The following is a 14,848-nucleotide window of genomic DNA, read 5'->3' as shown; positions in this document are numbered from 1 at the left end:
ATGTCCGATTTGATCGCTACCGCCGAAACCTGGATTGCCGGCGACCCTGACCCTGCAACCCAACAGGAGCTGCGGAATCTCATCAGCGCTGGCAACCATACGGAATTAGCCCGGCGGTTTACCGGCCCCCTGGCGTTTGGCACCGCCGGGTTGCGTGGCAAGGTGGAAGCCGGTGAAAGCCGCATGAACGAGGCTACCGTCACCCGGACCAGCGCCGGGTTGGCGGCCTACCTGAACCAGCGGGTGGCAACCCCCAAGGTGGTTGTGGGCTGCGATGCTCGTCATGGCAGCGCCCAATTCCACGCGGCTACCTGCCAGACGCTAGCCGCCGCAGGTTGCGACGTGATTGCATTGCCTGCGCAATTACCAACCCCCATTACCGCCTTTGCCACCCGGTACTTCGATGCCGATGCGGGTGTCATGATTACTGCGTCCCACAACCCGCCGCAGGATAACGGCTATAAGGTGTATCTCGGCGGTCGGCTGGTTGCTGACGATAACGCCACCGGGGTGCAATTGATCAGCCCCGCCGACCACGACATTGCTGCCTGCATTGAAGCGGCACCTGCCGCGAACCAGATCCCCCGCAGGACGGACGGCATTACTTGGGTGCCTGACAGCATTGTCTCGACCTATCTTGGGAAGTCGCTAAGCCACCTGCCGCAGCTGCCCGAAACCGAATCGGACATGCCGATCGTGATCACCGCCATGCACGGTGTTGGGGGTGCGGTTCTCACCCAAGCCCTTAATAGGGCGGGGTTTTCTGAAATCATCCCGGTGCCCGAGCAAATCCAGCCCGACCCGGATTTCCCCACCGTCGCCTTTCCCAATCCGGAAGAAAAAGGCGCGTTGGATCTGGCCTACCGCACCGCCGACGAGCATGGGGCGGAACTGATCCTGGCGCTGGACCCCGACGCCGACCGCTGCTCCGTCGCTATTAAAGAAACGGGGGTATGGCGCCAATTGACTGGAGACGAGGTAGGCGCGATCGTGGGGGAGACCATCGCCCGGGAAAACGCGGGCAGTAACAAGACCCTTGCCTGCTCGATAGTCTCCTCACGACTGCTGTCGGAAATAGCCAAGCGCCACGGTCTTGAATACGCGGCAACACTCACCGGGTTCAAGTGGATCGCCCGCACCCCCAATGTGGTTTTCGGCTACGAAGAAGCCCTGGGGTATTGCTGCGACCCGGCGTTGGTGCGCGATAAGGACGGGATCACCGCAAGCGTGCGGGTGGCGCTGATCGCGGCGGGGTTGCGTCGAAAAGCACGCAACTTAGCTGACTTCCTCGCCGAAATTTACGACACCTACGGCGTGTACGCGACCAGCCCCCTGACCTTTAGAATGTCCGACCCCGCCGACATAACCCAAGCGCTTGAACGCCTACGTTCACAACCACCGGCGCAGCTTGCCGGGGCAACCGTTTGCGAATGCGTCGACCTGGCGGAAGGCTTCGCCGGGCTGCCGCCAACCGATGGGCTCTGGTTGAAAACCACCGCCAACGACCGGATCGTGGTCCGGCCGTCCGGCACCGAACCGAAACTGAAATGCTACCTGGAGGTAGTCACGGCGGATAGAACGGTGGCCGAGGAGCGTCTGGCGCAATTGCGGGCAGAGCTGGCGGCGGCGCTGGGGCTTGCGGGTTAGGAAACCGCGCCGGGGGGCGGGCATAATCGCCACATGGAAAAAATGACCCGGGAAACCACATGGCTCATCGCCGTTCTTGTTGCCGCCACCGCGGTGATGATCCTCAACGAAACCATCATGACAGTCGCCCTCCCGGCGGTCATGGCGGATTTCCACATCGCCCCCACCCAGGCGCAGTGGCTGACCACGGGTTTCCTTCTCACCATGGCGGTGGTGATCCCCACCACCGGCTTCATTGTGCAGCGGTTCAGCACCCGCGCGGTGTTCCTTACCGCCACCACCTTGTTCCTTAGTGGGACGATCGTGGCGGCCACCGGGCTGAATTTTCCCGTCTTGCTACTCGGGCGGGTCATCCAAGCCAGCGGCACCGCCTTAGTGTTCCCGCTCCTCATGTCCACCCTCATGACGGTCGTTCCCGCTCAGCGCCGGGGCGAAATGATGGGGTGGATCACCATCGTCATCGCGATGGCTCCCGCTTTCGGCCCGACGACCGGCGGGATTTTGCTGCAATTTTTCCGATGGAACTTCCTGTTCTGGTTCATGACCCCCATTGTGGCGGCGTTAACGATCGCCGGTTACCTCCTGGTCCGCAACGTCGGCGAATCGGTCAAAGCCCCGCTCGACGTCCTCTCCGTCGTGCTTTCCGCCCTCGGATTCGGCGGCCTGATCTACGCGCTCAGCGGCGGCGGCCCGGTTGTCGGCGCGGCGGCGAGCGTGGTCATCGCCGTCTTCATCTGGCGCCAATTGCGGCGCGCTGCGGCAGGAACAGCGTTGCTAGACCTGCGCGTTTTCCGCTTGTCGACGTTCACCCACTGCGTCGTGGTTGTCGTCTTCATCATGGCGCTGTTCTTAGGTTCCCTGACCATCGTCCCCATCTATCTCCAGCAATCCCTTAATGCCAGCACCGTGGTCAGCGGGCTCGCCATCATGCCGAATGGCCTATTCCAAGCCTTCGCCGCCCCCGTCGTCGGCCGCATATTTGACCAAGTGGGAATCAAACCCCTGGTCCGGCCCGGACTGGTGTGCCTCGTGGCAGGACTTGGCCTAGTCACCCTCACCGCCTATCTGGTCACCACACCAATTGTCGGAATCCTGCTGTGCGCCACCGGGTTCGCCATCGTGGCGGTGGGGGTTTCACTATGCATGGGACCGCTGATGACAACGGCGCTTGCCAGCCTCAGCCCCGACCAGTACCCGCACGGCTCGGCAATTCTTAGCACCCTGCAACAATTCGCTGGGGCGGTGGGAACTGCCATCCTCATCGCGGCGCACTCCTTTGGAACCACCACCAGCCACGGCGCGTTCCTCGCTTTTGCCACCGCAACCGTCATGGCGCTAAGCGCCACGATTTATGGCGTGAAAAACCTGCATTAGACTCATTTTCTCCCCTATTTGGTTCCCTAAAAACCGAAACTGAGAAAAAGTTCATAACCTGCACAAATGATGGAAAATGCTCGCTAGGGTGTAGGTCATGGACCTCCCCCAATCCCTTAATAGGTACGCCGCGGCGCTGGCCGACGGCGCGGGCATCCTCCGCGCTATTAAAGACTTGGGGGTGCGCGCAGACGCGCTCGCTGCGGCCCTGGGGACGTCGAAAAGCGACGCCAGCCACCTCATCCGCGACGCCGCACTGCTCAGCGACGCCGACCTCACAATCGCCAGCAACCACCGGCTGCCGCTGGCGAAACTCACCACGATCGCCAAAGGCATCCGCACCGCCGCAAACAAAGACATCGACCACGGCGCATTCAAAACCGAGCTGCTCAACACCGCCGATCAACTCACGGTCGACGAACTCAAACGGTTCATCACCAGCTACCTTGAAACCGCCCGTTCCATCGCCCCGCGCAAAAGCCACCTCCGGTTTTCCGCAACCCCCGACGTTGACGGAATGAAACACGCACTGTGGAAACTCCCCGCGGCGCACCTGACCCGCATTCAAGTCCTGCTCAAAGAAGACGCCCTCGCGCTACTGCACGCCCGCCACGCCGTCGACCTCGCCGAAGGCTACGCGCTAGCCGCATATAACCGCATCGTGGACGGGGGTACCGCCACCAATACCGACCCGCTCGACCTGCGCCACAACGTTGCACTTCTCGTTCCCCTCGCACAAGCCACCTGCATGACCGACGGGCGGATCGTCAACTCCGACGGCGAACTAGTCAACATTAGAGACATCGTCGCCGACACCATCAACCCCCACGGCTGGGCGGTCCCGATGCTGCCCACCGAAGACGGCGGCACCGTCTGCCTCGAACCAATCGCCATTCAGCGCCGCGCCGACGCATCCCAACGCGCGCTGAGCATCCTTGAACACCTCATTTGCGCCCACCCCGACTGCACGGTGCCCGCAGCCATCTGCGACATCCACCACATAATTTCCTACGCCTCCGGCGGCCCCACCGAGCCCTGGAACCTCGCCCCACTCTGCCGCTACCACAACAAACTTAACGACGACGACCGAACCCGCCCCAAAAACGGCCACCTCAGCCACATCGAGGGCCGAAACCTCGTCGCCCTCCACCAAACCGACGGCACGATCCGCGCCAACCTCCACCCCGCTATACGACGAGGGGCCAAAGCCCAAGCCGACGCCATCCTCAACGGCGACACCCGCACAGCCCACAACACACACAGCTGCGCATGTCACACCTGGTACCCGGAGGCAAAACTACACGTAGCGCAACTCGACATCCAAGACATGCACAACCGCGCCCAGACCATCAAACAGCAGGAATAATAAAACACCCCTGTTTCTCTAATACCGAACACTCCACCGGCACTAATGTAAACCGCTCCCCATCGGCGTACGCCGCCACCGGAACCGGCATATCAACCCGCACCTTCCTGGCCTGAAACGTACGGACCGAATCTACGCTGCCAATGTCACCCGAAAAGATCTTCGGGAACTTTCGCATGGCATCAATCCGCCCCATTTCCTCAATGATGGTTACATCAAAAACACCGTCGTACGGCGACGCCGACGGGCAAATGAGCATGCCGCCGCCGTAGCTGCTGGTGTTTCCGACAGCCAGCGACGTCGCATTAAAGGTTTGGGGGGAACCATCATCAAAGGTGATGATCATATCCATCGCGTGAAATCTGACAAATTCCAGCGCCGTAGCCGCAAGGTATCGGCTACTTCCGCGCGGCCAGGGGAGGCGGGCAGCACGATCGTTGACGAGAGAATCGAAACCAGTGCATGCGACGGTCCCAAAGACGCGTTCGCGTTCCCCCTGTTTCATTACCCCCAAGTCTGTAATAGAGGGGGTGCCGGTCGCCACCACGTCGGCCGCTTCCTCCGCATCGAGCGGTATCCCGAACGCCCGCGCGTGGTCGTTGCCGGTCCCCGCCGGAATAATGCCCAATGGTATGTGGGTTCCTGCTTGTTCTTGCAGCGCGAGGGAGATCATTCCGTCGCCGCCGCAGACTACGAGCGCATCAATGTTTTCCTCCAGGGCGCGTTTGCATAGTTCGGCGCTGGATTGTCTGGTTGCCCCCGAGATTCCAATAACGTCGATGCCGTGGGCTTGGAAGCGGCGTCGTGCTTTGTGCATGGCTTCGGTGGCGGTGCCTTTTCCGGCGGCGGGGTTGGTCAGTAGCGCGATTCGTTTCATGGTTGGAGTTTTCCTGGGTTGAGTATTCCGGCGGGGTCGAGGGTGGTTTTGAGCGCGGTGAGCATGGTTGCGGTCAGTGGGTCGGTTTCGTTGCCCATGTAGTCGGCGTGGTCGGTGCCTACCCCGTGGTGGTGGGTTATGGTTCCGCCGGCGTCGAGGATTGCCCGGCTGGCGGCTTTTTTCGCCCGTGCCCATTGTTCGCGGGGGGTGGCGGTTTGCCCGGCGACGACGGTGAAGTAGAGGGAGCAGCCTTCGGGGTAGACGTGGCTGATGTGGCACATGATGATGGCCATGGTGTCGGCGCCTGCTAGTGCGTCGACAAGCGCCCGCCCGACCGCCGTTTTGAGCTTTTCGACGTTCCCCCAATAGGTCGCGGTTTCGAGCGTTTCGCACAGCGCACCGGCGTCGAGAAGCGCGTCGCGGAAGACGGGGGCGGCAAAGCGCCCTTGTTCCCACACCCGGGCGGGGGTTTCGCCGAGGGATCTGCCGCCGTTTTTGAGGATGAGTTCCCGGGTTTCTTTGTGGCGGGCGGCGGCGTGTTCTTTGGTGCCTTCGAACATGGTGAGGCAGAGGCACCCGCTGGGGCTTTCGTCGCCGATATTGCTTGTCGACGACAAATTCAGCGCCGTTTCAATCTCATCCGACAGTCTTATCACGGTGGGCCCGGTGCCGGTCTGTTCCACCAGCCGCAATGCCTTCGCGCCCGCGGCGAAGGTGGGGAAGCTGAACGCTTCGTAATACTTGGCCTCCGGAATGGGGTGAACCCGTAGCTTCACCCTGGTAATGATCCCGAATACGCCTTCCGAACCGAGAAAGATCTCCCGCCAGTCGGGGCCCGCGGCCGATGCGGGCGACCGGTCCCCCAACCGTATTACACCGGTGGGGGTGACGACGGTCAGCCCGCACACCATGTCGTCGAAGCGGCCGTATCCGGCCGATGATTGCCCAGAGGAGCGGGTGGCCGCATAGCCGCCGATGGTGGCGTAGGGAAATGACTGCGGATAGTGCCCTATTTGTACCCCCCATTCCTCTAATAGGAGTTCGGCGTGCGGGCCGGTTAATCCGGCCCCCACCTCGGCCACCATGGAGGTTTCGTCGAAGTCGTAGATTTCGTCGAAAAGCGCCAGGTCGATGGATATTACCGCCCGGTGCTGCCCGGCTAGTGGCGTGATGCCGCCGACAACGCTGGTTCCGCCGCCGAACGGCACGACGGCAACGTGGTTGTCGGTGCACCACCGGAGCAGCTGGAGGATTTCGTCCTCCGACACCGCCGCTATTACAGCATCGGGGGCAGTGATGGGGGTGCCGGTTCGCCATTCGATGAGGTCTAGGTAGCTTTTGCCGCGCGCCCGCGGCGCCCGCTGGGTGTCGGATGCGCTGATGCGCGCGGGGTCGATGATTGTTGCAAGCTCCGCCAGGTCGTCGTCGGAAAGCGCGCTGGGGGTTATGGTGACGTCGTTGAGGGTGAGGTGGGTGGGTGGTTTGTGGCTGAGTCCGAGGGTGGGTTTGAGCAGTTTGAGCATGCTTTCGGACAGTGGTTGTGCCTCTTCAGGGGTTCCCCAGAGGTTGAAATGCATGGGTGGGGTGGGGAAAGCAGGTGTCATACTTTCACTATAGGTGGGCAGTGTCGTTGACACGCATGTATTTCGGACGCATGATTGGTGATGTACACACATTTTCTGGGGAGTAGCTATGTCGTCAACCACGTTGAATGCTCATGTTCGCACAAACTGGTGGGATGAGCTGTCAAACAACCCGGAGGTTGACCTGTTGGTTGTGGGGGCGGGAATCACCGGGGTGGGGGTGGCGTTGGATGCGGCGACCCGGGGGCTTCGCGTCCTGGTGGTCGACCAGCGGGATTTAGCGCACGGGACCAGCCGGTTTTCGTCGAAGTTGGTGCATGGCGGTTTGCGGTATTTGGCGAAGGGCGAGGTGAAAATCGCGTTCCATTCCGCGAAGGAACGTAGGTTGTTGATGGAGGTGATCGCCCCGCACCTGGTGTCGGCTTTGCCACAGGTGACGCTGGTCGGCCCGGATACCAATCTGTTGCAGAAAGCTGCGGTGCGGCTGGGTTTTTGGGCGGGCGACGTGTTGCGGCTGTTGGCGGGCACGAAATCTGCCACGTTGCCGCGTAGCCGTTTCGTGGGGCGTCGTGAAGCGTTGGCGTTGTGCCCGGCCGCAAACCCGAATGGGCTGAAGGGCGCGTTTGTGAATTTCGACGGCCAGATGATCGACGATGCCCGCTTGGTCACGGCCGTCGCCCGCACCGCAGTGGGCGCCGGGGCCAAGATTTTGACGTATGTGTCGGCGCTGAATGTGTCGGGTACGGGCGCGGAGCTTGTCGACGAAAAAACCGGCGCGCGGCTGACCATCACAGCCAAAGCGGTGGTCAACGCCGCCGGAGTATGGGCTGGTCAGGTGGATCCGGGAATTAACTTGCGCACCTCTCGGGGCACCCATCTTGTGATCCCCGCAGACCGGCTGGGCAATCCCACTGGGGCGCTGACCGTGCCGCTGCCGGGTAGCATCTCCCGGTTTGTGTTCGCCATGCCGGAACAATTAGGGCGCGTCTATCTGGGTTTGACCGATGTGGAATTGGATGGTGACATCCCAGAGGTGCCGGAAGCGACGAAAGAAGACGAGGAATTCCTGCTTGCTGCTTTCAATCGGGCATTGGCCACCGATCTCACCGAGGCGGATGTGGTGGGGGCATTCGCGGGGCTGCGGCCACTTATTGATTCCGGCGAGTCCAAAGGATCGGCGGATTTATCCCGCAAGCACGCGGTTGTAGAGTCGGAAACCGGGGTCATTTCCGTGGTCGGCGGGAAATTCACCGAGTACCGGCTGATGGCGCAGGAAACCGTCGATGAGGTTATCCGCCGCCGCCAGCTGCCCGCCGGGCCGTGCCGCACGCACGCGTATCCGCTGGTGGGCGCGCCGGGGCATAGTGAATCCCAGGGGAAAACCGCCGCCGATCACGCAGGTTTGCCCGAGAGTTTAATCGCGCGGTACGGCTTGGAGGCCCGCATGGTGGTCGACCGCGCCACGATTGACCGACCATTGGAGAAGGTGGCTGGCCTGGACGTTACCCGGGCGGAGGTTGAATTTGCCATCACGCACGAAGGCGCATTGGATGCCGACGATGTGGTGGATCGGCGTACCCGAATTGGGTTGGTTCCGGCGGATCGGGAAGCGGCGCTCGCCGAGGTTGCCGCGATTGTTGCGGAGGTGTCATGTTAAAGGGGTGGCGGAATCGGTTCGTGTCCCGGATGCAGGTTGACCACCCGGTGTTGAGCGCGAAGCTGGTGGGGGCGGTGATGCGGGCGTCGAAAAGCAAGAAACCCAAGGCGGTTGCACCAGCTTCGCCGCGTCGGTTTCCGGAGCGCACGAGTGGCATTGAGGCCGCGAATTTTGCCGCCCGGGTGCCGTAACGTGTGTTCGCTACCGGCGTACAGGTCTTTAAGCTGGGGTTTTTCTGCTTTTCGACGCCCATAGGTCACGGTGTGGGTTCTGAAGGTTTGTTCTGCGGGTTAAAGTGGTGAGCATTAGCGAATCTCAAGTTAGGAAGTGAATATGTTCGAGCGTTTTACTGACCGTGCTCGCCGCGTCATCGTGCTGGCGCAGGAGGAGGCACGCGGCCTGAACCACAATTACATTGGCACCGAACACATTTTGTTGGGGCTCATCCACGAGGGCGAAGGTGTCGCTGCGAAGGCGTTGGAGTCGATGGGGATCTCCCTGGAGGCGGTGCGCCAAGAGGTGGAGGAGATTATCGGCCAAGGAACCGAACCACCCGTTGGGCATATTCCCTTTACGCCACGCGCGAAGAAGGTCCTGGAGCTGTCGCTCCGCGAGGGGCTGCAGATGGGACACAAGTACATTGGTACCGAATTCCTGCTGCTTGGCCTCATTCGCGAGGGTGAGGGCGTGGCAGCCCAGGTATTAGTGAAGCTTGGTGCCGATCTACCTCGGGTACGCCAGCAGGTTATCCAATTACTCAGCGGCTATGAGGGCGGCGACAGCCCCGAATCGGAAGGCAACGACGCGGTGGGTGCCGGAGCCAGCCCAAGCTCGGGCGGCTTAGGCGCTGGCGCTGGTAGCCGGGGCGGCCGGGGTGGCGCTGGCGAGCGTTCCAATTCCCTGGTGCTCGACCAGTTCGGCCGTAACCTCACCCAGGCGGCTAAGGAAGGCAAGCTGGATCCGGTTGTAGGCCGGGAGCAGGAAATTGAACGCATCATGCAGGTTCTGTCCCGCCGCACCAAGAACAACCCAGTTCTCATCGGCGAACCCGGCGTGGGTAAAACCGCAGTTGTTGAGGGCCTTGCCCTCGACATCGTTAACGGCAAGGTCCCGGAGACCCTGAAAAACAAGCAGGTGTACTCCCTCGACCTTGGCTCGCTGGTGGCAGGTTCCCGCTACCGTGGTGATTTTGAGGAGCGCCTGAAGAAGGTGCTGAAGGAAATCAACCAGCGCGGCGACATCATCCTGTTTATCGACGAGATCCACACCCTGGTCGGCGCGGGTGCCGCCGAGGGCGCCATCGACGCAGCCTCCCTGCTTAAGCCAAAACTGGCACGCGGCGAGCTCCAGACAATCGGTGCCACCACCTTGGACGAGTACCGCAAGCACATTGAAAAGGACGCGGCGTTGGAGCGCCGGTTCCAGCCGGTGAATGTTCCTGAGCCTTCGGTGGAACTGACCATCGACATCCTCAAAGGTCTGCGGGATCGTTATGAAGCCCACCACCGGGTATCCATCACCGATGGTGCCCTGGCTGCGGCAGCGAACCTCTCGGATCGCTACATCAACGACCGCTTCCTGCCCGACAAGGCCGTTGACCTCATCGACGAAGCTGGTGCCCGTATGCGCATCAAGCGGATGACCGCGCCGGAGGGCCTGCGCGAAGTTGACGAGCGGATCGCCGCGGTGCGCCGCGAAAAGGAAGCCGCCATCGACGCCCAGGACTTCGAAAAGGCCGCCGGGCTGCGCGACAAGGAACGCAAGCTCAACGAGGAGCGCGCGGAGAAAGAAAAGCAGTGGCGTTCTGGCGAATTAGAGGACATCGCTGAGGTCGGCGAGGAGCAAATTGCTGAGGTGCTTGCCCACTGGACCGGTATCCCAGTATTCAAGCTGACCGAGGAAGAATCCTCCCGCCTGCTGCACATGGAAGAGGAGCTGCACAAGCGGATCATCGGCCAGGACGACGCCGTCAAGGCAGTCTCCCGCGCAATCCGCCGCACCCGCGCTGGTCTGAAGGACCCACGCCGCCCATCCGGCTCCTTCATCTTCGCAGGCCCCTCCGGTGTGGGTAAGACCGAGCTGTCCAAGGCGCTGGCTAACTTCCTGTTCGGCGAGGACGACGCCCTCATCCAGATCGACATGGGTGAGTTCCATGATCGCTTCACCGCCTCCCGCCTGTTCGGTGCCCCTCCCGGCTATGTGGGTTATGAAGAGGGCGGCCAGCTCACCGAAAAGGTGCGCCGTAAGCCATTCAGCGTTGTGCTTTTCGACGAAATCGAAAAGGCGCACAAGGAAATCTACAACACCCTGCTCCAGGTGCTTGAAGACGGCCGCCTCACCGACGGCCAAGGCCGACTGGTGGACTTCAAGAACACCGTGCTGATCTTTACCTCCAACCTCGGTACCCAGGACATTTCCAAGGCCGTGGGCATGGGGTTCAGTGCGGTTGGTGAACAGGACGCCGCTGGCCAATACGAGCGCATGAAGAACAAGGTGCACGACGAGCTGAAGAAGCACTTCCGCCCCGAGTTCCTCAACCGTATCGACGACATTGTGGTCTTCCACCAGCTCACCCAAGAGCAGATCGTGGAGATGGTCGACTTGCTCGTCGGCCGCGTCGAAAAGGCACTCGCCGCCAAAGACATGGGAATCGAACTCACTGCGAAAGCAAAGAACTTGCTTGCTAAGCGCGGCTTCGACCCCGTTCTGGGTGCCCGCCCGCTGCGCCGCACCATCCAGCGCGAAATTGAGGATGCCCTTTCCGAGAAGATCCTGTTCGGCGAGGTCGGTGCCGGTGAAATCATTACCGTCGACGTGACCGGTTGGGATGGCGAATCTAAGGACACGGACAAGGCCGAATTCACCTTCACTCCACGTCCGAAGCCACTGCCGGATTTCGTGGGTGAAATGTCCACTCAAGCTCCCGAGCCAGTGGCAGAACCAAGCCCAGAGGTCTAAAACCCGCAGCTAAACCCGCCCCACATCTTCGTGAGGCGGGTTTTGCCGTACCTACTGGCTGTGTGCTGCGAACCTTGGATATACGCACCCTCAAACCTGCCCAGTCACACGGAAACGCAGCACACACCCAACCTGTAGAAACCGCATCGCAATAGGTGTGCTGCGAAACCACGTTGTGGGGCGTCGACACGCGGTCCGAAACACGGAAACGCAGCACACAGCGAACCTGTAGAAACCGCATCGCAATAGGTGTGCTGCGAAACCACGTTGTGGGGCGTCGACACGCGGTCCGAAACACGGAAACGCAGCACACAGCGACAGCTGGCGTCACCGGGGGTACGTGAAAGATGTGGGGTCAGAGTGCGCCGCAGTTGGTGGGGGCGGGGCGGTCGTTGAAGCGGTCGATCAGGTAGCTGATCGAGGCGGGGGCGTCGCCGAAGAGCTGTAGTGCGTGGTTGAGTCCCGAGGCGACATCCGGTGTGACGCGGGGCAGGTGAGTTTCGTGGAATTCCACGGCGCTGCCCAATGCGCAGAAGTCTTGCGCGAGCTGCTTGGCTTGCCCGGTGGGGATGATGTCGTCGGCGATGCTGGTTGCCACCATGATGGGGGCGTTGGGGCGTTTGAGTCCGATGCGGTGTTTCTTCAAGGTCGCCTGCAGTTCCGGTTCTTTGGACACGACGGTGGCCAGGTCGGTGCCGTCGACGGTGAATTTCTCTGAACTGACAAAAGCGTAGTGTGCTGCGGAATCGGGAACGCAGCTTGTGGCGACGGTGGCGAGGAATTCGCGGCCGTAGTCGGAGAGATAACGGTCGAGAATATGGCGGACTTCATCGTCCCGGGCGGCGAAGCCATTGATCGACATGCCCAGCACACCGGAGATGGTGGAGCCGTCGACAGCGTTGAATACTTCTTCCAAATTGGCCGGTGGGGCGCCAGCATAGGTGCCTTTGACGTTGAGTTCAGGCGCGTAATTGGCGGCGTTTTCGGCGGCTGCTGCGGCAGCCCCGCCGCCTTGGGAATACCCGTGGAACCCGATGGGGGTGTCGGCGGGAACCCCCATTGCTTTAATGGCGGCGCGGGCGGCGTCGAGCACGGCATGCGATTGCTCAATGGCGTTGATGTATGTGTGGACCCCCGGGGTGCCGAGCCCGATGTAGTCGGTTATGACTACCCGGATGCCTTGTTGGGCGGCGAAGTATTGGAGTGGCAGTTCGTAGTTTATGGAGAATGCGCCGGTGGTGGGGGCGACGGAGCTTAAGAGCCAGGTGCCGCGGGAGGGGGCGCAGATGTCGGCTTGGCCCCGGGTGCCGGGGGCGAAAACGATGGTTGGGGTGGGGCCGGGGCCGGACCACGGGACGGTGGGTTCGATGATGTAGCCGGATACGGCGACTGGGCTGCCTTTTTCGTCGGTGGAGGTGTAGAGGATTTTTTGGGCGTAGCCGGGGAAGTCGGGTCCGAAAGTGTTAAGGAGGTGTGGTGCGGGTTGGGTGCGAATGACGTCGCCGGGGTTGGGGTGGCTGGTGTGGAAGTCGGCGGGTGGGGTGTAGAAGGCGTCGTCAAGTGGGGTTTCGACCCAGGAGTCGGTGGGGGTGGTTGCCGCCCAGTTGATGCCGTTGCTTAGGGTGATGAGTGGGTCGGCGTGTGCGACGGACGGCTGAATGAGCAGCATGAGTGCCGTAAGTAGTGCCGTGGTGCGGAAAGCTACCTGGTTGAGGCGTATTGAGGTCCGTCGAAACGTCATGGGTTTTTATAATACCTACTGTGTCGTAAGTTTTGTCTAGGAAGGTAATTTAAATCCGGAATTGGTCTCTTCGATCAGGCCGTCTTCAAGCAATGAGTAGAGCGCGCGGTGTAATTGGTGCTGCTCCGGCCAGAGAATATCGATGGCGGTTGTGGGGACCGGTGCGGTGGCCGCGCGCAGCTCAGCCATGATAATGCCGCGGACTTGCCGGTCGGTGCCGACGAATTTTTGGACGCGGCGTTTGGCCTGGCTGAGTTCTTCGTCACTCGGCGGCGGGCAGCCCGCTTGTTGCCAGGCACATTCGGGGTTAATAGGGCAATTGTCACAATCAGGGGTAGGGGTGCACACGAGCGCCCCAAGTTCCATCAGCGCGGCGCAGTAGCTGGCGGCGTCGACGGCCGGTAGCAGGTTTTCGAGGAAAGCGAGGTCCGCTTTGGAGGTGGCGGTGCTGCGGGGCAAGAATGTGCCGTGGTAGGCGCGGCTTATGACCCGGCGGATATTGACGTCGATGACGGGCACGCGTTGTTTGAATGCGAATGCGCAAACGGCGCGGGCGGTGTAGTCGCCGATGCCGGGAAGGGCGAGTAATTCGTCGACGGTCTCGGGAACGGCACCGTCATGCTTTTCGACGATCTGTTGCGCGCATTCCTTCAACCGGAGGGCACGGCGCGGGTAGCCGAGATTGTCCCAGGCTTTGAGCACTTCGTCGGTGGGGGCGGCCGCCAGGTCGGCCGGGGTGGGCCAACGGTCAAGCCATTGCTGCCACTTGGGTTCTACTCGTCGAACGGGGGTTTGTTGGCTCATTACTTCTGAAACCAAGATGCCCCACGCCGTGGTGGGGTTGTCGCGCCAGATAATGGGGCGGGCGTTGGCGTTAAACCAGTCGATGAGTGCGGGGGATAGTTGGGGCATGAGAACAATTAATCTAGCGCTTTATTGCACTAAATAGTTAACCCGGTGGAAAGATATGAGTTATGAAGAATTTACCGCGTGATCCGAAACTTGTGTGGGAGGGGTTGCTGGATGGCAACCGTCGGTTTGCTGAGGGCGCACCGCTGCACCCGAACCAGAGCGTGTCTCGCCGCGAAGAATTGAAACTGGGGCAGTCCCCACGTGCTGCGGTCCTAACGTGCGGGGATTCGCGGGTTCCGGTTGAATTGCTTTTCGACGTCGGGTTGGGCGACATCTTCACGGTTCGCACCGCAGGTGAAGTGGTGGATTCCGCGGTGTTGGCCTCCTTGGAATTTGCCGTCGCTGGTTTAGGGGTGGAGGTCATGGTCGTATTGGGTCACGAATCCTGCGGCGCGGTGCGGGCTACCGCTGAGGTTGTATTGGAGGGGGCGGATGTGCCGGTGGGGCATCAGCGCACCTTAGTGGAGCAGATTGCGCCGTCGATTTTGGAGTCGAAAACCAAAGGCGGGCACACCGCGGCGGATTTCGAACGAGCGCATGCCCAAGCGGTGGTGGCCAAGATTATGCAGATTTCCCCGGTGATCGCCGAAGCGGTGAAGAACGGCAAAACTGCCGTGGTTGCGGCTCGGTACCGGCTGGCGGATGGCCTGGTGGAAACGGTGTCGACCGAAGGCATCTAGAAATTTGCTGCACCAACACACCGAGGGTGTTCCGGGGTTTGCTGCCGCATACG

General features: G+C 61.4%; 11 protein-coding genes. 7 read left to right on the top strand and 4 right to left on the bottom strand.

Annotated elements, in window-relative coordinates; all coding sequences use genetic code 11:
- The 3 genes from Q4D85_RS01430 to Q4D85_RS01420 all read left to right on the top strand — a co-directional run bounded on the left by Q4D85_RS01430 (window position 1) and on the right by Q4D85_RS01420 (window position 4,387).
- A complete protein-coding gene (locus tag Q4D85_RS01430; protein ID WP_303197727.1) occupies window positions 1-1,647 on the top strand; it encodes a phospho-sugar mutase in 1,647 nt (548 codons plus the stop codon).
- Window positions 1,648-1,680: 33 nt separating this feature from the next.
- The gene (locus Q4D85_RS01425; RefSeq protein WP_303197724.1) at window positions 1,681-3,021 is read left to right on the top strand and encodes a DHA2 family efflux MFS transporter permease subunit; all 1,341 of its coding nucleotides are present in this window, start codon (window positions 1,681-1,683) and stop codon (window positions 3,019-3,021) included.
- Between the two features lie 97 nt (window positions 3,022-3,118).
- Complete coding sequence (locus tag Q4D85_RS01420; RefSeq protein ID WP_303197723.1) at window positions 3,119-4,387, top strand: HNH endonuclease signature motif containing protein; 1,269 nt, start codon at window positions 3,119-3,121, stop codon at window positions 4,385-4,387.
- Here the strand turns inward: Q4D85_RS01420 and Q4D85_RS01415 are convergent.
- Both Q4D85_RS01415 and Q4D85_RS01410 read right to left on the bottom strand, forming a co-directional pair.
- Window positions 4,371-5,264: a diacylglycerol kinase family protein gene (locus Q4D85_RS01415; RefSeq protein WP_303197722.1), complete on the bottom strand. Its 894-nt coding sequence runs from the start codon at window positions 5,262-5,264 to the stop codon at window positions 4,371-4,373. The two genes, Q4D85_RS01420 and Q4D85_RS01415, sit on opposite strands and share 17 nt — an antisense overlap.
- On the bottom strand, window positions 5,261-6,868 hold the full coding sequence (locus tag Q4D85_RS01410) for an FAD-binding oxidoreductase (RefSeq protein ID WP_303197721.1): 1,608 nt from the start codon (window positions 6,866-6,868) through the stop codon (window positions 5,261-5,263). The genes Q4D85_RS01415 and Q4D85_RS01410 overlap by 4 nt, the downstream gene beginning before the upstream one ends.
- A gap of 88 nt (window positions 6,869-6,956) precedes the next feature.
- Between Q4D85_RS01410 and Q4D85_RS01405 the strand changes: the two genes are divergently transcribed.
- The 3 genes from Q4D85_RS01405 (at window position 6,957) to Q4D85_RS01395 (ending at window position 11,462) form a co-directional block, all read left to right on the top strand.
- On the top strand, window positions 6,957-8,504 hold the full coding sequence (locus Q4D85_RS01405; protein ID WP_303197720.1) for a glycerol-3-phosphate dehydrogenase/oxidase: 1,548 nt from the start codon (window positions 6,957-6,959) through the stop codon (window positions 8,502-8,504).
- On the top strand, window positions 8,498-8,695 hold the full coding sequence (locus tag Q4D85_RS01400) for a hypothetical protein (RefSeq protein WP_303197719.1): 198 nt from the start codon (window positions 8,498-8,500) through the stop codon (window positions 8,693-8,695). The genes Q4D85_RS01405 and Q4D85_RS01400 overlap by 7 nt, the downstream gene beginning before the upstream one ends.
- A 142-nt stretch (window positions 8,696-8,837) precedes the next feature.
- Complete coding sequence (locus tag Q4D85_RS01395; RefSeq protein ID WP_303197717.1) at window positions 8,838-11,462, top strand: ATP-dependent Clp protease ATP-binding subunit; 2,625 nt, start codon at window positions 8,838-8,840, stop codon at window positions 11,460-11,462.
- 355 nt (window positions 11,463-11,817) lie between these two features.
- Here the strand turns inward: Q4D85_RS01395 and Q4D85_RS01390 are convergent, their stop codons facing one another.
- Both Q4D85_RS01390 and Q4D85_RS01385 read right to left on the bottom strand, forming a co-directional pair.
- Window positions 11,818-13,203 carry a lipase family protein gene (locus Q4D85_RS01390; protein WP_303197715.1) on the bottom strand — a complete coding sequence of 462 codons (1,386 nt, stop codon included), beginning with the start codon at window positions 13,201-13,203 and terminating at the stop codon, window positions 11,818-11,820.
- 36 nt (window positions 13,204-13,239) lie between these two features.
- On the bottom strand, window positions 13,240-14,115 hold the full coding sequence (locus Q4D85_RS01385) for an A/G-specific adenine glycosylase (RefSeq protein ID WP_303197714.1): 876 nt from the start codon (window positions 14,113-14,115) through the stop codon (window positions 13,240-13,242).
- A gap of 62 nt (window positions 14,116-14,177) precedes the next feature.
- On the opposite strand from Q4D85_RS01385, the gene Q4D85_RS01380 reads away from it, so the two are divergent.
- The gene (locus Q4D85_RS01380) at window positions 14,178-14,795 is read left to right on the top strand and encodes a carbonic anhydrase (RefSeq protein WP_303197713.1); all 618 of its coding nucleotides are present in this window, start codon (window positions 14,178-14,180) and stop codon (window positions 14,793-14,795) included.
- Window positions 14,796-14,848: the final 53 nt, after the last annotated feature.

Source organism: Corynebacterium sp. (assembly GCF_030532965.1).
Lineage (GTDB): Bacteria > Actinomycetota > Actinomycetes > Mycobacteriales > Mycobacteriaceae > Corynebacterium.
Note: the sequence above shows the minus strand (reverse complement) of the source record. Positions and strands in the feature narration are given on the sequence as shown.